The organism is Streptomyces sp. MNU89 (assembly GCF_020982505.1).
GTDB lineage: Bacteria > Actinomycetota > Actinomycetes > Streptomycetales > Streptomycetaceae > Streptomyces > Streptomyces xinghaiensis.
In genome coordinates this window covers 4,106,977-4,123,726 of sequence record NZ_JAJKLL010000001.1, presented here as the reverse complement: position 1 = coordinate 4,123,726, position 16,750 = coordinate 4,106,977, and the positions used below count along the sequence as shown (strand labels likewise).

13 protein-coding genes are annotated in these 16,750 nt (G+C 73.6%); 7 read left to right on the top strand and 6 right to left on the bottom strand.

The annotated features are described in order from the left end of the window. Positions 1 to 28: 28 nt before the first annotated feature. The 6 genes from E4N63_RS17790 to E4N63_RS17765 all read left to right on the top strand — a co-directional run bounded on the left by E4N63_RS17790 (position 29) and on the right by E4N63_RS17765 (position 6,478). Positions 29 to 838, top strand: a complete 810-nt coding sequence (locus E4N63_RS17790; RefSeq protein ID WP_230241141.1) for a class I SAM-dependent methyltransferase — start codon at positions 29 to 31, stop codon at positions 836 to 838. 485 nt (positions 839 to 1,323) lie between these two features. Beyond that, positions 1,324 to 1,713, top strand: a complete 390-nt coding sequence (locus E4N63_RS17785) for a DUF6507 family protein (RefSeq protein WP_125626536.1) — start codon at positions 1,324 to 1,326, stop codon at positions 1,711 to 1,713. A gap of 5 nt (positions 1,714 to 1,718) precedes the next feature. Beyond that, complete coding sequence (locus E4N63_RS17780) at positions 1,719 to 3,584, top strand: hypothetical protein (RefSeq protein ID WP_230241140.1); 1,866 nt, start codon at positions 1,719 to 1,721, stop codon at positions 3,582 to 3,584. Then, positions 3,545 to 4,192, top strand: coding sequence for a hypothetical protein (locus E4N63_RS17775; protein ID WP_230241139.1), 648 nt, complete (start codon positions 3,545 to 3,547; stop codon positions 4,190 to 4,192). Before E4N63_RS17780 ends, E4N63_RS17775 begins: the two co-directional genes overlap by 40 nt. Before the next feature lie 8 nt (positions 4,193 to 4,200). Then, complete coding sequence (locus tag E4N63_RS17770) at positions 4,201 to 4,845, top strand: hypothetical protein (RefSeq protein WP_230241138.1); 645 nt, start codon at positions 4,201 to 4,203, stop codon at positions 4,843 to 4,845. Between the two features lie 112 nt (positions 4,846 to 4,957). Continuing rightward, on the top strand, positions 4,958 to 6,478 hold the full coding sequence (locus tag E4N63_RS17765) for a DUF6177 family protein (RefSeq protein ID WP_308188710.1): 1,521 nt from the start codon (positions 4,958 to 4,960) through the stop codon (positions 6,476 to 6,478). A 77-nt stretch (positions 6,479 to 6,555) separates the two neighbouring features. Here the strand turns inward: E4N63_RS17765 and E4N63_RS17760 are convergent, their stop codons facing one another. From E4N63_RS17760 to mshD, 4 genes are all read right to left on the bottom strand, one after another. Next, positions 6,556 to 6,954: an NUDIX hydrolase gene (locus E4N63_RS17760; RefSeq protein WP_228429598.1), complete on the bottom strand. Its 399-nt coding sequence runs from the start codon at positions 6,952 to 6,954 to the stop codon at positions 6,556 to 6,558. Between the two features lie 161 nt (positions 6,955 to 7,115). Then, positions 7,116 to 8,609, bottom strand: coding sequence for a CHAD domain-containing protein (locus tag E4N63_RS17755; RefSeq protein ID WP_230241137.1), 1,494 nt, complete (start codon positions 8,607 to 8,609; stop codon positions 7,116 to 7,118). A gap of 82 nt (positions 8,610 to 8,691) precedes the next feature. After that, positions 8,692 to 10,986 (bottom strand): RNA degradosome polyphosphate kinase, encoded by a 2,295-nt coding sequence (locus E4N63_RS17750; RefSeq protein WP_230241136.1) that lies wholly within the window; start codon positions 10,984 to 10,986, stop codon positions 8,692 to 8,694. Between the two features lie 346 nt (positions 10,987 to 11,332). Beyond that, positions 11,333 to 12,262: a mycothiol synthase gene (gene mshD / locus E4N63_RS17745; RefSeq protein ID WP_019711301.1), complete on the bottom strand. Its 930-nt coding sequence runs from the start codon at positions 12,260 to 12,262 to the stop codon at positions 11,333 to 11,335. A gap of 229 nt (positions 12,263 to 12,491) precedes the next feature. On the opposite strand from mshD, the gene E4N63_RS17740 reads away from it, so the two are divergent. Continuing rightward, positions 12,492 to 14,300, top strand: coding sequence for a bifunctional UDP-sugar hydrolase/5'-nucleotidase (locus E4N63_RS17740; protein ID WP_230241135.1), 1,809 nt, complete (start codon positions 12,492 to 12,494; stop codon positions 14,298 to 14,300). A 126-nt stretch (positions 14,301 to 14,426) separates the two neighbouring features. On the opposite strand, the gene E4N63_RS17735 is transcribed toward E4N63_RS17740, so the two are convergent. Beyond that, complete coding sequence (locus E4N63_RS17735) at positions 14,427 to 15,776, bottom strand: ATP-binding protein (protein ID WP_374112791.1); 1,350 nt, start codon at positions 15,774 to 15,776, stop codon at positions 14,427 to 14,429. A gap of 223 nt (positions 15,777 to 15,999) precedes the next feature. Then, on the bottom strand, positions 16,000 to 16,731 hold the full coding sequence (locus tag E4N63_RS17730) for a response regulator transcription factor (RefSeq protein WP_230241134.1): 732 nt from the start codon (positions 16,729 to 16,731) through the stop codon (positions 16,000 to 16,002). Positions 16,732 to 16,750 lie beyond the last annotated feature (19 nt).

The following is a 16,750-nucleotide window of genomic DNA, read 5'->3' as shown; positions in this document are numbered from 1 at the left end:
GGCCTCCGGGGCCACATAGGCTCGGGGCATGGCAGGCCGCGTCCCCCCTAGCTCCCGGCCCGTCGGGACGGCGACCCGCGGGACCACCAACCCCAACCGGCTGCGGCGCATGGACCGCTGGATCACCGCCGTCCACGCCCCCGCGCTGCTGCGGGCCGCCGAACCCCCCGTCGCCGTGGACCTCGGCCACGGGGCCGCCCCGTGGACCGCCGTCGAACTGCTGGCACGCCTGCGGCGGGTCCGCTCCGACAGCCGTGTGGTGGGCGTCGAGATCGACCCGGCCCGGGTCGAGGCCGCACGCCCGTACGAGCGGGACGGGCTGAGCTTCCGGCACGGCGGCTTCGAGGTGCCGCTGCCCGGCGGGGCGCGCCCGCTGCTGATCCGGGCGGCGAATGTGCTGCGCCAGTACGAGGAGGACGAGGTGCGGGCCGTCTGGGAACGGCTGTGCGAGCGGCTGGCGGTGCCGGACGGGCTGCTGGTCGAAGGCACGTGCGATGAGATCGGCCGGCGCCACGTCTGGGTCGCGCTCGGACCGGAAGGGCCGCGCACCGTGACCTTCGCCACCCGGCTCGGCTCGCTCTCCGCCCCGTCCGATCTGGCGGAGCGGCTGCCGAAGGCCCTGATCCACCGCAATGTGCCGGGGGAACCGGTGCACGCCTTCCTCCGCGACTTCGACCGCGCCTGGGCCGCCGCCGCCCCGTACGCCTCGCTGGGCGCGCGGCAGCGCTGGATCCACGCCGTCCGCTCGCTGAGCACGGACTGGCCGGTCACGGACGGGCCGCGACGCTGGCGGCAGGGCGAGGTCACGGTGCGCTGGGAGGCCCTGGCGCCCCGCTGAGGGAACCGCCGCCGAGGGAACCGCGGGCGGCGCGGGGCGCGTGGTACTCCCGGGACGGTGACCGGCTGAGCGCGGAGAGCCACTGCGCTCCCTGGTTGCCCGGGTGCCGCGCCGCTTCCGGCTCGATCCGTTCGCTCGGGCCGGATGTCCGTTGCGGGCGCCGGGGAGGGTTGGTACGGATGGTGGGCCCGGTGGGCGGAGGTGCGGGGTACAGGCATCCGGGGCACGGGGATCCGGGGTACGGAGTACGGGAGTACGGCCTCGGGTGTACGGCCGCCGGGGCACCGGTTGCCGGAGGCACGGGGGAGGATGACGGCCATGGGGGCAGAGCCGTCGGGACGCCGGTACGGGCTCAGCGGGGAGGGGCGCGGGTGCGGACCGTGAACTCCCCCGGCAGCGGGCACCGTTGACACGACCGGGCCGCGTGGCGGGAACACGGCAGGTGGCGGCAGAGGGACAGGGACGACTGACGGGGGTTGGTTGGCATGACGGGCTGGGACATCACGCCCAGCGGGGTGGAGTCGGTGCTGTCGCAGGTGCGCACGGCGGCCGGCGAACTGAGCGAGGACATCTCGGCCTACGGCAAGAGCGTGCAGAGCGCGGCGGCGTCGGCGGGCACGATCAGCGGCCCGTACTGCGGTGACGCGCCCGCCGGACCGGTGGGTGCCGCGGTGGTGAACTTCGTCAACGACACCCAGTCGCAGATCGTCTTCATGGCGGCCCGGACCGGGAAGACGATGGACGGCACGGTCAAGGCCGTCACCGAGTACCTGGAGGGCGACCTGGAGATGGCCGCCCGCGCACAGCGCGAGGCGGCCAAGGCGCCCACCCCGGCCGAACTCCGCGCCGTCACGGCGAAGAACGGCCAGGAGTAGCCGCCGTGATCGAACCGGGGATGATCCCGCAGTACACCGGCGACTGGGCGCAGTTGGAGAAGGACATCGCCGCACTGCGCAAGAAGGCCGGCGGCATCCGCGGGGCGGGCGGCGACGTCCACTCCCGCTTCCAGGGCGTGTCCGCCCACTACCAGGCGCCCGAGGCGGGGCAGTTGCTCTCCTCCACGCTGCCGGTCAAGACCACCGCCGACGAGTTCGCCGACGACATCGAGGCGCTCGCCAAGGCCCTGGAGACGTTCGTCTCCGAGGCGAAGCCGCACGCCGACCGGCTCAAGCGGCTCAAGCAGAAGGCGTTCGCCTTCGTCGACAGCGTCGAGGGCGACGACGACTGGACCGACGACCAGGAGAAGGTCGACGCCCACCAGGCGCTGATGGACGGAGTGGCGGCGGCCCGCGAGGGCTTCCAGGACGCCGAGCGCAAAGCCGCCAACACGATCAACGCGATCAGCCCGGCGATGTGCCGCCCGAAGTGGGTCGAGGACGACGGCAGCCACAAGCCCGGCATGTACGGCCAGAGCGCCGAGATGCTGAAGGGCGTGGAGGACCTCCCCTGGGGCAGCCCGGAAGGGCGCACCTACGAGCGCTGGAGCCTGGAGTGGTGGGGCCACGGCGCCAAGAGCTGGGTGTGGGACGGCATCGTCGTCGACAGCATCTGGGGCGGTGTCGGCATCGGCACGCTGCTCGGCTACGACGGCGCGGAGGCCGCCGGGCAGGCCTGGGACGGCCTGCGGCGCACCTTCGTCGGCGCGTACGCGTACGGCATGGACTGGGCGGGGCAGGAGGAGCACCTCTCCGACTGGCAGCAGGAGAGCAAGGGGTACGCGAAGGAGTTCGGCAAGGCGTTCATCGCGTACGACATGTGGGAGGAAGACCCGGCCCGGGCCCACGCCACGGTCTTCTTCAACATCATCACGCTGGGCGCGGGACCGCTCGGCGCGGCGGCGAAGCTGGGCAAGGGCGGCACGTTCGCGAAGGCGGCCGGCACGATGGCGAGGGTCGGCGACGCCCTCGATCCGCTGTCGGGCGGGCTCCGGGCGGCCAAGGCGCTCTCGGACCTGCCGAGGGTGTCGCAGGTTCTGGCCAACGTCAGCAACAACCTCAACCTTCCGAAGACGGACTTCCCGGACGGCGCCCTCGACGGCCTCGACAACCGCTACCGGGTCGACCAGGACGGCAACTTCATCCCCCTCGACCGGGACGGCACGCCCAACACGGATCCGGCCCCGCGGGAGGCCGCCGCGGCCGACCGGGTACCGGATGGGCCTCCCGTCCGGCCGGACCGGCCGGACGGAGCGGACGGACCGGGCCGGCCGGGCGAGCGGGAGCTGGTCGGCGCGGGCGCCCGCCCGGGCGAGAGCACGGCCCGCGCGGGCGACGGCGTGCCCCCACCACGGGCGGGCCACGAGCCGGGCGGGCCGGGGGCGGCCGGAGCGGTCCGGAGGGCCCGAGTGACGGTCGGGGCAACGTATCGGGCGGGGGCGGAGGCGGCGCCGGTCACTCGGGCCCGGGTGGCTATGGCCCGGACAGCGGCACGGGCGGCCGTGGGCCCGGGAACGGCCCGGGCAGCGGAGGCGGTGACCCCGGCTACGGCAGGTCACCGTCCGGAGGCGGCTCGCCGGAAGCCCCGCACGGGGACACCCCGGGCGACGTCAGCGGACCGGCTCCGGAAAGCGGGGCGACCCCGTCGGATGGCAGCACTCCGACAGACAGGACCGGCCCGGGCGAGGGCACCTCGGACGGAACGACACCACCAGGAGACGCCGACCGCCCCGATGTCCCGCAAGACATCGACCCCAGCCGTTACAGCAGGGTGGACAACCACTTCGCCCAGGAATTTTCGGGTCCGCTGAGGCCGGACCAGGAAGCGGGTCTTCTCGCCGAACTCGGCCGCGCGAAGGTTCCCGCCGCGGACCAGCAGAAAGTCCTCCACACCCTGCGGAAGGATCCTTATGGGGCAGCTGTTGCCGAGCTCATCGGCAGAGGGCACCTCCGAGAACTGGACAAGTACGGCAAAATCCTCGACATGTGCAAGCAGGGAGCATCGAGGAGAAACCCGGACAACAGCATGGCGCCGGCCGCCTACATGGCACTGAGTCATGCCACCGAACTCCAGAATCGTGGCCTTACCCGCTTGGGTTTCGAACTCGACACCGACGCATTCGACCTCGACGTCTACACACGCAACCCCGATGGAACAGTCGGCTACGGATATCAACTCAAAGACGTGAACACCATCAAGGGAATCAAGAACGCAGCCAAGAAAGCAGCGGACCAACTCAAGGGTGGCGACACAAGTCACCGCGTCGCAATACTTGATGTACATCAGCCCATGTCGACACTCAGCCCCAAAGCATTCGCGGATGCCGAGTACGCTGCCCGTCGATCCGAGAGCACCTTCCTGCTTCGCTTCGAAGACGGAGCCATCACAATCCCCCCAAACGGCTCAATCTTCCCGTAAGGAAAAGCATGTCAACCCTGATGCGCGCGCCGAAGGAATGCGGTTCATGGTTCTGGGACCTCGAAGAAACCGCCCCGCCCGGGCTGGAATCAGCACTGAAGACGGCACAGACCATGGCAGGAGTACTCAAAAAGCTGGGCCTACTCTTCCCTTTCAGGCTTGAATATGACTGGTATGTTCTCGACTCTGGTTACACAGGAGTAGGGAGCACACTGTCCGTCTCGAGTGCGCTGGACGCCCCGGAGACTCTCGCGAGAGTACGCGGCAGTCGGCCCGTCGCGTTCCCCGACGCACAGCTCGACGACGTACATGTCGTGGGGTCCGGCACATGGGTCGATGCAGCAGGAAATACCCACAGGGAACCCAGGCTGATTGAACTGTCCGTATCCCCGCAGCCCATCGGACTGTCGGCCACACTTGCCGTATACCATGACATCTGGAAGTGGTACGACTTCTTCGGGCGTCCACACCCCGAGGTGTACAACCGGAACGCCCCCCGACTTGCGCAGGCACTGCGGGAACTCAACTCCGTTCTCGGCGTCGAACCGGAATTGGGAGAGCCGACCATCTTCGGAGCCGCAGCGGAACTTGGCATCGATACGCCGGATCCTTATGACGACGGTTCCGGACCCGACGTCTCGGACAGTCTGTGATCGCCGCTGAGCCCATTGAGGACGGTTCCGGAGGATCGCTCCGGGCAGCAAGGGCCTGGTCAGGTAGCCTCCGGCGGTCCGCCCTCCTGTCCCCTCCCCCAGGAAGCACCCGATGACTCAGGACGTCATTGCCCTCACCCCCCGGATGCCGGACGTCAAGACGCTGCTCGCCGGGCTGTACGCCGGTGGGCCCGATCTGCGCGTGGACCGGGCGGCGGGTGGATCCGTCGTGCAGTTGTGCTCGGACGACGGTCAGGTGCTGGTGTCGCTGGAGGCGCCTCGCTACGTGCAAGTGCCGGGTGAGACCGGGAGGTTGCTCGGAGTCGACGCGTCCGCCGACGGTTCCGTGTGGTGGACGGAGGTGCGGGCGGTCAGCACGTCCGGGGAGGCCGGGCGGCTGGCCGGGTCCGTGGCCGGGCGGCTGACCGCCGTGCTCGGTGGTACGACCTGGCCACGGGAGGCCGCGCACACCGGGGTCGTGGCCGTGCCCGTCCAGCCCTCCGCCCCGACCGCATCCTCCGTTGCCGGGGGTTCGGCGGACGAGGGCGCAGCGGGCGGGTCCAGCGACGCCTCGGGGATCGACGTGCTCACCGCGCGGGCCGCCGTCGTCATCCAGGACCGGCCCGTCGTGGCCGCGACCACTTGGCTCACCGATGTCCTGGGCACGGCCGCGCGGGCCGAGCGCGAGGTGCAGATCCTCACCCCGCCCGGCACCCGGCTGACCCTGGCCGCCCGCACCCTGCTGGCCCGTATGCCCGCGCGCTGGGTCGTGCGGGACGAGGAGTGCGGCTACTACGACGGGCTCTCCGGGACCGTGCTGAGCTGGCGGGACGGCGGAGAGGATCAGGGCGGCCACTTCCGTCCGGTGACGTCAGGTCCGGATGACCGCCCCCGTATCGCTGGCGCCTTCGCGGCCCCCGTCCGGGCCGGTTCGGCCTCGGCGGACGCCTCCGTTGACAAGGGTGACGGTGCGGGAGCCAGCGGCGGTGAACGGCAGTTGCTGCTGTCCCTCCGGACCGTCCACCCCGCCACCGGGGAACTGCTCCTCGGCGGCGCGCTGGAGACGGCCTGGCAGGTGCTGACCGAGGCGCCGCCCGCCGGATGGTCCACCGCCGAGCCGGTCAATCTGCCGTGGTCGCGGCGGCAGTTGACGGAACTGGCACGCGGGCGGGCCCGGGACGGGCTGCCCAGCTGGATCACAACGGTGGGCCATCCGGACCGCCCGGCCCTGGCCACCGTGCGCGTCAGCCGCTCTCCCCTCGGCGTCGAGGAGCACATCACGCTCGCCCTGGGCTACGCCGCCGGAGAGGCCCCGCCCGTGGAAGCCCTGGGCGAGTTGGCGAAGGCCCTCGCCGCCCGGCACCACCTCGCCACGATGCTCGTCCAGCTCCGTGCGGCCCGCGCCGATCTGACCACCCCGTCGCACTTCGAGCCGGCACCCGTGCCGGTGTCGTTCACGCTCGGCGCGGACGCCGTTCACGAACTGGGGCTCGACCGCGCCCTCCGCGCACCCGCCCCGGTGCCGCCCGCCCGGCTCGGGCCCCGGTCCGCCCGGCGCTGCACTACGCGCTCGGGGACGGCGGCGATCCCGCGGCCGCCGGCGAGGCGCTGCAGCGGCTGTACCGGCACCTGAAGACCGCTTGAGCCGCTCCGCCTCGCACACGGCGGCGGGCCGGTCGGAGCCGGGACGGAGCCGAGCGGCCGCCGCCCTCAGACCAGGTCGAGCGTGGTCAGCAGGGCGTCGACCAGGGCGCGGTCGTGTTCGTGGGTGAGGCGGCTCCGGGCCGGGCCGGGTGGGAGCCAGAGGAGGCGGTCCACCTCCGGGTTCGGGACGAAACGTTCGCCCGGTCCCACCTCCGCCGCCCAGTAGCGGACCTCCTTGGGGCGGCCGCTGACCGTGTAGCGCACGGTGGGCAGCGCGGGGCCGGGCTCGCAGCGCATGCCCGTCTCCTCGGCGACCTCGCGCAGCGCGGCGGTCAGGGCCGATTCGCCCGGGTCCAGCTTGCCCTTGGCGTGCGACCAGTCGTCGTACTTGGGGCGGTGGACCAGGGCGATCTCGATGCCGCCCTCCGGGGCGCGCCGCCACAGCACGCAGCCCGCGGCTCGGATGGTGCCACCGGGTCGTTTGGACTGCGGCTCGGTGGCGGGGCCGTGCTCCGGCTCGGGTTCGTGTGCGGGTTCGGCTGCCCGGGTGTGCTCCTGCCCGCGCGGGTGTTCGCCCGGCTGCCCGTCCGCCCGCCGGGGCGTGCCGCCATGGTTCTCGTTGCCGTTCATAACGCGCCCGTCGCCAGTCGCTGCCAGATACGGCCGAAGACTAGACGAGCCGCTTCCACCTCGTGCCGCTGGTCCGCGTGGAGCACCCCGAGCGCGTAGGCGGTGGCCGGGGCGATCCGCGGGGTGCGGGCCGCGGCGGCGGCAGCGGCAGCGGCCTCGGCGGCGTCCCGGTGCTGCTCCAGCGCCTGACCCGCGCTCAGCAGGGTGGCCGCCACGGGGTGCTCGCCGGAGTGCGGCGGCACCTCGTACGCCCCTGCCCGGTCGAGCACTTCCTGCGCGTACCGGCAGAGCCGCACCAGCAGCCGTACCTGGTGCCACCGGGCGTCCTGCCGTTCGGCGGCGGGCGGTGCGTCGGCCGAGCCGGTGGCGGCCAGCGCGTGGGTGAGCGCCTCCGCGTTGTACGGGTGGGAAGCGCGGCTCAGCGGCAGTGACTCGACGGCCTCGCCGAGCCGCCGGTACGCCGCCTCCGCCAGGGGCGGCAGCACCTCGTGGGCCGGCCGCCCGGCGGTGTCCGGGGCGAGCGGTACCTCGGAGGCCAGCAGCGCTATGGCGTCGGCGACCGCGTGGAAGCGGGAGGAGCCGAGGGCCTGGAGCGCGGCGGAGTGCGCGCGGGTCCGGGCGAGCGTCAACTGCCGTTCCAGCAGCGCCCCGGCGCGGGCGGCGCCCATGGTGAGCGTGCCCCTGGCGGAGGTGCCGGCGGATGCGGTGCCGCCACCGGTGCCACCACCGTTGCCGCTTCCGCGCTGCGGTCCGACGAGGGGCGCGGCCGGGTCGTTCCGGCCGGTCGTTCCGGTGCCCGGCGGCGCCGCTTCCGCCCCGGTGCCCGGTCCGCTGCCGTCGACGGGCCCGCTTCCGTACGCGCTCCCGGTCCCCGCGCCGTCGCCATAGGCCGCGACGGAGATCCGGCCGGTCCCGCGCGGCCCGGCGGTCTCGGCGCCCGCAGCCTCGGCGCCCGCGTCCTCCGCACCGGTGGCGTCCGCCCCCGCGGCGCCCGTACGACCGCCCGCCCGGGCCGGGCCGCCCGCCGCTCCGGCACCCGCGCCCGGATCCGGCCCCGGGACCGGGACCGGGCCCCGGCCGGTACGGCGCCGTCCCCGCCCCGTCCCCGCGCCGCCGGACAGCCGCTGCAGGGCGCCGCGCAGCCGCTCCAGCCGCTCGGCGTAGCCGTGTTCGCGGGCCAGCGTCGTCGACAGCCAGGTCAGTTCGGCGGAGAGCGGGTCGGCCCATCCGGTGTCGGTGAGGGCCCGGTAGGTGTGCAGTGCCCCGCCGATGCGCCGTGCGGAGCGGCGCATCTGGAGCAGGGCCTCGACGGCCTCCTCCGCGTCGGAGCCGCTCTCCCGGTGCAGCCGCAGGCTGCGCAGGAACTCCGCGGCCTGCGCGTGCAGATACGCCGCCAGCACCTCGCCGGCCGTGCGGTCGGTGAGTCCGTGGCCGGTGAGTCCGTGGCCGGGGAGCCCGCCACCCGCCGGCCCGCGGCCCGTCGTGATCACGGCGGGTCCTCCCGGCGCGGGGAGGCCGGCCGCGGAGGGCGGCCCGGCCGGGCCGTGGGCGCGGGTGGTGCCACCCGTGGGGTCATGTCGCTGGGCCACGCCGGCGCCTCCGGGCGTCGATGAGCATCTCCTGTACGTTCCGCAGCGGCTGTCCCTCCGTGTCCACCGCGTGCCGGGTCCAGTTGCCGTCCGGGCCGAGGTGCCAGGAGGCGGTGTCGTCGGACATGCCGGTCTCCAGCAGCCGGCTGAGCGACTCGCGGTGCCCCGGGTCGGTCACGCGCACCAGGGCCTCGATCCGCCGGTCCAGGTTGCGGTGCATCATGTCGGCGCTGCCGATCCAGACCTCGGGGTCGCCGCCGTTGCCGAAGACGAAGACCCGGGAGTGTTCGAGGAAGCGGCCGAGGACGCTGCGCACCCGGATGTTCTCGGACAGGCCGGCGACGCCCGGCCGCACCGCGCAGATGCCACGCACCCAGACGTCGACCGGCACGCCCGCCCGGGCGGCCCGGTAGAGGGAGTCGATGAGGACCTCGTCGACGATCGAGTTGACCTTGAACCGGACGGAGGCGGGCCGTCCCGCCCGGTGGTGCGCGATCTCCCGGTTGACGCGCTGCACCAGGCCGTCGCGGAGCGAGGTGGGCGCGACGAGCAGCCGGCGGTAGCTCGCGCGGCGGGAGTAGCCGGAGAGCCGGTTGAAGAGGTCCGAGAGGTCGGCGCCGACGTCCGGGTCGGCGGTGAGCAGCCCGAGGTCCTCGTAGAGCCGGGCGGTCTTGGGGTGGTAGTTGCCGGTGCCGACGTGCGAGTAGCGGCGCAGGGTGTCGCCCTCCTGGCGGACCACCAGGGAGAGCTTGCAGTGCGTCTTCAGCCCGACGAGGCCGTAGACGACGTGGCAGCCGGCCTCCTCCAGCTTCCGCGCCCACTTGATGTTGGCCTGCTCGTCGAAGCGTGCCTTGATCTCGACGAGGACGAGCACCTGCTTGCCGGCCTCGGCGGCGTCCGCGAGGGCGTTGACGATCGGCGAGTCGCCCGAGGTCCGGTAGAGCGTCTGCTTGATCGCGAGGACGTCCGGGTCCTCGGCCGCCTGTTCGAGGAAGGCCTGCACGGAGGTGGAGAAGGAGTCGTACGGGTGGTGCAGCAGGACGTCCCGCTCGCGCAGCGCCCCGAAGATGTCGGGCGCGGACGCCGACTCGACCTCGGCGAGGTCCCGGTGGGTGCCCGCCACGAACTTGGGGTACTTCAGCTCCGGCTTGTCCAGGGCGGCTATCCCGAAGAGCCCCGTGAGGTCCAGCGGGCCGGGCAGCGGGTGCACCTCCGCCTCGGTGATCTTCAGCTCGCGGATCAGCCGGTCGAGCACGTCGGGAGCCATCGACTCCTCGACCTCCAGCCGCACCGGCGGGCCGAAGCGGCGGCGCATGAGCTCCTTCTCCAGCGCCTTCAGGAGGTTCTCGGCGTCGTCCTCCTCCACCTCCAGGTCCTCGTTGCGGGTCACCCGGAACATGTGGTGGGAGAGCACCTCCATGCCCGGGAAGAGCTCCTCCAGATGGGCCGCGATCACGTCCTCCAGCGGCACGTACCGCTGCGGCGAGACCTCCTGGAAGCGGGAGAGCAGCGGCGGCACCTTGACCCGCGCGAAGTGCTCGTGGCCGCTGACCGGGTTCCGCACGACGACGGCCAGGTTGAGGGAGAGGCCGGAGATGTACGGGAAGGGGTGCGCCGGGTCGACCGCGAGCGGGGTCAGCACCGGGAAGATCTGCTGCCGGAAGAGGGTGAGCAGCCGGGCCTGCTCCGCCTCGGTCAGCTCGCGCCAGCGGATGAGGTGGATGCCCTCGTCGGCGAGGGCGGGCAGCACGTCCTGCTGGAAGCAGGCGGCGTGCCGGGCCATGAGCTCGCGGGAGCGGGTCCAGATGAGGTCCAGCACCTCGCGGGGCTGGAGGCCGGAGGCGGAGCGGGTGGCGACGCCGGTGGCGATACGGCGCTTGAGGCCGGCGACCCGCACCATGAAGAACTCGTCCAGGTTGCTGGCGAAGATCGCGAGGAAGTTCGCCCGTTCGAGCAGCGGGGTGGCCGGGTCCTCGGCGAGCTCCAGCACCCGCTCGTTGAAGGCGAGCCAGCTGCGCTCGCGGTCCAGGAAGCGGCCCTGCGGGAGTTCGGCGGCCGCCTCGTCCTCCTCCCAGGTGTCCGGGTCGCCGTCGAGGTCCGGGTCGAGGTCGGAGGCCGCGGCGGGGACGACGGCGGTGGGGCGGTGCGCGGCGATGGAGCCCACGGACGGCTGCGGGCGCGCCTGGGATTCGGCGGCGGGCCCTGGGTCGTCGGTGGCGGCCGGGGCGGTGGTGGCCGGGGCGGTCCGGGCCGATTCCTGGGCGCTGGAGTCGTTCATGTCCCCATTGTTCCGCGACGCGGTGGGGACCGGCTCGCCGGAAGGCGGTCGGGCGGCGCGGGAGGGCCGCCGGTGGGGGGCCGTCGGAACAGCGGGCTGCATTCGGCGATGCTCGCAAGCGAGTTTGAATCACCGGTAACGGCCACATGGCGGACAGGCAAGCGCGGGACCTCACGGAGGTGGCCGCGGCCCTGCCTGCCGGCGGGCCACGGCCGTGCGGGGCTCCGTGACGGATCTCCGGACGGGATCTCCGGACCGGATCAGCGCCCCGGTCCCGCACCGGCATCCCGTACCGTCCCCGCGCCGCTCTCCCGCGGGCTTCCGGCCCCGGCGCGGGCGGGGCCCGTCAGGTCTCCGTCCGGTACATCAGGTCCGTCTCGTGGACGGTGAACCCAAGGCCCTCGTAGACGCCGACGGCCGCCGTGTTGTCGGCGTCGACGTAGAGGAGGACGGCCGGCAGCCCGCGGGCCGCCAGGTACCGCAGGCCGGTCAGGGTGAGGGCCTTGCCGAGGCCGCCGCCCTGCGCGTCCGGGGCGACGCCCACGACGTACACCTCGCCGAGTTCCTCCGCGCGGTGGATCTTCGTCCAGTGGAAGCCGACGAGGCGGCCGTCGCGCTCGGCGAGGAAGAAGCCCTCCGGGTCGAACCAGTCCTCGCTCTTGCGGTCGTCGAGGTCCCGCTGGGTGAGCGAGCCCTGCTCGGGGTGGTGGGCGAAGGCGGCCGCGTTGACGGCCAGCCAGGCCGCGTCGTCCTCGCCCGGCCGGAAGGTGCGGACGGTCACGCCTTCCGGCAGCCGGGGCTCGGGGAGTGCGTCGCCGGTCAACGGGCGCCGCATCTGCCGGAGTTCGCGGAAGAGGGTCAGGCCCAGCGCCTTCGCGAGATGGCGGGCGGCGGGATGGCCGCCGTGCGCCCAGACGCGGAGGCGCTGCCCGGTGGCCGTCAGCAGCGCCCGGCCCAGCGCCCGGCCGTGGCCCTGCAGCCGGTGGGCCGGGTGGATCACCATTTCGGCGGCGGGCGCCTCCACGGGGTCGGTGCCGTCCAGTTGGGCGTAGCCCGCGAGCGTGCCGCCGTCCGTCTCGCGGAGCAGGAAGTGCCGGACGCCCTCGCGCGGGCCCCCGCGCAGATTGAGCCGCCCCTGTTCGGACACCGCCTGGCGGCCGTCCTCCAGCGCCGCCCCGTCGATCAGTTCCCGTACCTCGGTGAGCAGTCCGGGCGGCACCTCGTCGACCATGTCGATCGTGCGGCCCGCGCCCACACCGTTCATCACGTCGCTCATGGCGCCGAGCCTACGACGCGGCGCTCCGGCCCGCCGCAGGGCCGCACACCGCGGCGGCCGCGCCCCGGGCCCGACGCACCGCCACCACGGCCGCCCCCCACCGGCGCCACACCACCGCAGCACCCGGCCGCAACCCGCTCGTTACCCGACCGGCCCTGACACGCTACGCGCGTTGACCGTAGGCTGCGACGCACCGCTTCGGTCTTCCACAGCCTGTGAAGGGGAACTCATGCCAGCCTCATCCCAACGGCGCCGCCGTGTGCGCCGGTTGACCGCAGGGACGGCCGTCCTGGCCGCCACGGCCGGGGTGCTGTCCGCCGCCGTGCCGGCCGGCGCCCACAGTGGTGACCGCGGCCGGCCCGGCCACAGCCGGACCGTCGACGTCCAGCTGCTCTCGTTCAACGACTTCCACGGCAACCTGCAGCCGCCGGCCGGCTCCTCCGGGCAGGTCACGCACGTGCACGAGGACGGCACGACGGAGAAGATCGACGCGGGCGGTGTCGAGTACCTGGCGACCTCGCTGCGCGAGGCCCGCAAGGGCAACCGCTACAGCGTGACCGCCGCCGCCGGCGACATGGTGGGCGCCAGCCCGCTGCTGTCCGGCCTGTTCCACGACGAGCCGACCATCGAGGCGATGAACAAGGTCGGCCTGGACGTCGCCGGTGTCGGCAACCACGAGTTCGACGAGGGCCGCGCCGAGCTGGCCCGGCTCCAGAACGGCGGCTGCCACCCGCAGGAGGGCTGCTTCGAGGACGGCAAGGTGTTCGAGGGCGCCGACTTCCCGTACCTCGCGGCGAACGTGACGGACGAGAAGACCGGCAAGCCGGTGCTCAAGCCGTACACGATCTGGAAGCGCGGGGACGTCCGCATCGGCTTCATCGGCGTGACCCTGGAGGGCACCCCGGACATCGTGTCGGCGGAGGGCGTCAAGGGCCTGAAGTTCCACGACGAGGCCGAGACCGTCAACAAGTACGCCCGGGTGCTGGAGCGCAAGGGCGTCAAGTCGGTCGTCGCGCTGATCCACGAGGGCGGCTCCCCGGCGAGCCCGGCGTACAACTACGACTGCGACAGCCCCGGTCCTGGCGACGGCATCTCCGGGCCCATCGCGGAGATCGCCGGGAAGATCACCTCGCGGGTGGACGCACTGGTCACCGGCCACACCCACCAGGCGTACGCCTGTACGATCCCCGACCCGTCCGGCACGCCGCGCACGGTCACCTCGGCCGCCTCGTTCGGCAAGCTCTACACCGACACGACGCTGACCTACGACCGGCGCACCCGCGACATCGTGCGCACCGGCGTGAGCTCCGCCAACCACGTCGTCCGGCGCGACCAGCCCAAGGCCGCCGACATGACCGCGCTCATCGAGCGCTGGAACACGATCGCCGCCCCGGTCGCGAACCGGCCCGTCGGCCACATCGCCACCGACATCCCCGGCCGCGGCGCCGGCACACCCGAACTGCCGCTCGGCGACCTGATCGCGGACGCCCAGCTGGAGGCCATGGCGCCCGCGGACAAGGGCGGCGCGGAACTCGCCCTGATGAACCCGGGCGGCATCCGCTCCGACCTGGCGTACGCCGCCTCGGGGAGCGAGGGCGACGGCGTGGTGACCTACGGCGAGGCCTTCACGGTGCAGCCGTTCACCAACATGCTCACGGCCGTCGGCCTGACCGGCGAGCAGCTCCTGACCGCGCTGCGGCAGCAGGTCAGCGGCTCCAACGAGGCGTCCCCCAAGATCCTCCAGATCTCGGAGGGCCTCACCTACACCCTCGACCTGACGCAGTCGGGCGCCGACCGGATCGTCACGGACTCGGTGCGGCTGAACGGCGAGCCGATCGACCCGCAGCGCACCTACCGGGTCGCGATGAACGAGTTCCTGGCCGGGGGCGGCGACGGCTTCGCGGTCTTCAAGGAGGCCACCGACAAGTACGTCGGCAACTCCGACCTCGACGCCTTCACGGCGTACCTGGGAGCGCACTCCTCGGCGGAGGCGCCCCTCGCGCCGCCGAAGGCGGACCGGATCACGGTCGTGCAGTAGCACGGGGCGGTGCGCGGCGGTGCCGCAGGCCGCGCGCGGCCGGTCCGGAGGGCCGGGCGGGGAGCTTCCCCGCCCGGCCCTCCGTGTTCCCCCGCGCCCCGCGGGGCCGGCGGGGAACGCGCCCGGCTACTCCGCCGTCCCCGGCGGCGGATGCGGGGCGCCCGGCAGCCGTACGGCCGCCACCGTGCCGCCGCCGGGCGCGGGACGCAGCGCCACCTCGCCGCCGGACTGCCGGACGGAGCGGTCGACGATGGACAGCCCGAGCCCCGATCCGGGCAGCCCGCGCGCCGAGGGCGAGCGCCAGAACCGTTCGAAGACGTGCGGCAGTTCCTCGGCCGGCACCCCCGGGCCGTGGTCGCGCACCGTCAGCTCGCCGCCGGACAGCGCCACTTCCACCTCGCCGCCCGGCGGGCTGAACTTCACCGCGTTGTCGAGCAGGTTGACCACCGCGCGCTCCAGCGCGGCCGGCTCGGCCCGTACGTACCAGGGCGCCAGGTCCGTCACGATCGCGATGCCGGAGCCGCGCAGCCGGGCCCGTTCCACCGCCCGCGCGGCGATCTCGTGCAGCCCGACCACCTCCGGCGGCCCGCTGCCCGCCACGGCGTCCGGCCGGGCCAGCTCCTGGAGATCGCCGATGAGCGCCCCCAGCTCCGTCATCTGGGCGCGGACGGAGGCCAGCAGCGCGCGGCGGTCCTCCGCGGGGATCGCCCGGCCGGTCTCCTCGCTCCGGACGAGCAGGTCGACATTGGTCCGCAGGGAGGTCAGCGGGGTGCGCAGCTCGTGTCCGGCGTCGGCGACGAGCTGCTGCTGCCGGTCGCGGGAGGAGGCGAGGGCCGCCGTCATCGCGTTGAAGGAGCGGGACAGCCGGGCGATCTCGTCCCCGCCCTCGACCGGGATGCGGACCGCCAAGTCCTCCGTCCTGGCCACGTGTTCGACCGCGCCGGTGAGCCGGTCCACCGGTTTGAGGCCGGTGCGCGCGATCCACAGACCGGCCGTGGCCGCGCCCAGCACGCCGATCCCGGCCACGGCGGTGAGCAGCAGCGCCAGCGTGTCCAGCGGCTCCTCGATCTCGCTCAGCGGCCGGGACACGGAGACCGCGTAGCCGGTGACGCCCTCCCCCGGGCCGGGCCGCTCGGTCAGCACCCGTACGGGCTCACCGCTCTCGGTCACGCCGTCCCGCAGGACCGTGTCCCGGGTTCCGGCGGCGACCTCGGTGTCCTCGGGCTCCACCCGCACGGGGCGGGAGTTGAAGCCCACGCAGCGGCGGCCGTCGTCCGTGACGACCTGGCCGTAGGCGATGCCGGGGAGCGTGCGTTCGTTCGTCGGGGGGTCGGTGGACTCGCAGTCGCGGACGGTCTGGGCGATGTAGGTCGGCGGGACGTTGACGTTGCGCAGGGAGGCGTCGAGCTGGGAGCGGAGCTGGTCCCGGGTGAGGAACCAGCAGGCGAAGGCGGACACGGCGACGGCGACGGCCACCGCGACCGCCGTCAGCAGCGTCAGCCGGGTGCGCAGGGGAGGCGGCGGACCGTACGTCCCGGACGCCGGCCGGGCGGCGGGGCGGGCGGTGCGACGGGCGGCGGGGTGGGCGGCGGAGCAGCGGGCACGGGCGGGAGCGGCGGCGCCGGGGCGGGCCGGGCGGCGGGCTCCGGGGCGCTTGGGCGGTCAGGGCCGGAGGTGCTGTCGGGGCGGTCCGGGGTGTTCATGACGCTCCGTTGTCGCCGCGGAGGACGTAGCCGACGCCCCGCACGGTGTGGACGAGCCGCGGCTCACCGGCCGCCTCCGTCTTGCGCCGCAGGTACATCACGTACACGTCCAGGGAGTTGGACCCGGGTTCGAAGTCGAACCCCCAGACGGCCCTGAGGATCTGCTCCCGGGTGAGGACCTGCCGGGGGTGCGCGAGGAACATCTCCAGCAGGGTGAACTCCGTGCGCGTCAGTTCGACCCGCCGCCCGCCCCGGGTCACCTCGCGCGTGCCGAGGTCCATCCGGAGGTCGCCGAAGGTGAGGACGTCGGACGGCTCCTCCCCCGCCCCGGTCATCGCGGCCGCGTACGAGCTGCGCCGCAGCAGGGCCCGTACGCGGGCCAGTAGTTCGTCCAGCTCGAACGGTTTGACGAGGTAGTCGTCGGCGCCCGCGTCCAGACCGGTCACGCGGTCGCCCACGGTGTCCCGGGCCGTCAGCATGAGGATCGGCACCGTGCTGCCCGAGGCCCGGAGGCGGCGGGCGGCGGTGAGGCCGTCCATGCGCGGCATGAGCACGTCGAGCAGCACCAGGTCCGGCTCGTACTCCCCGGCCTTGGCGAGGGCGTCGAGGCCGTCGACGGCGGTCTCCGTGCCGTACCCCTCGAAGGCGAGGCTGCGGCGGAGCGCGTCGCGCACGGCGGGCTCGTCGTCGACGATCAGGATGCGGTGGTCGCCTTCGGCGGGGCTCATCGACGCGCTACCTCACGGG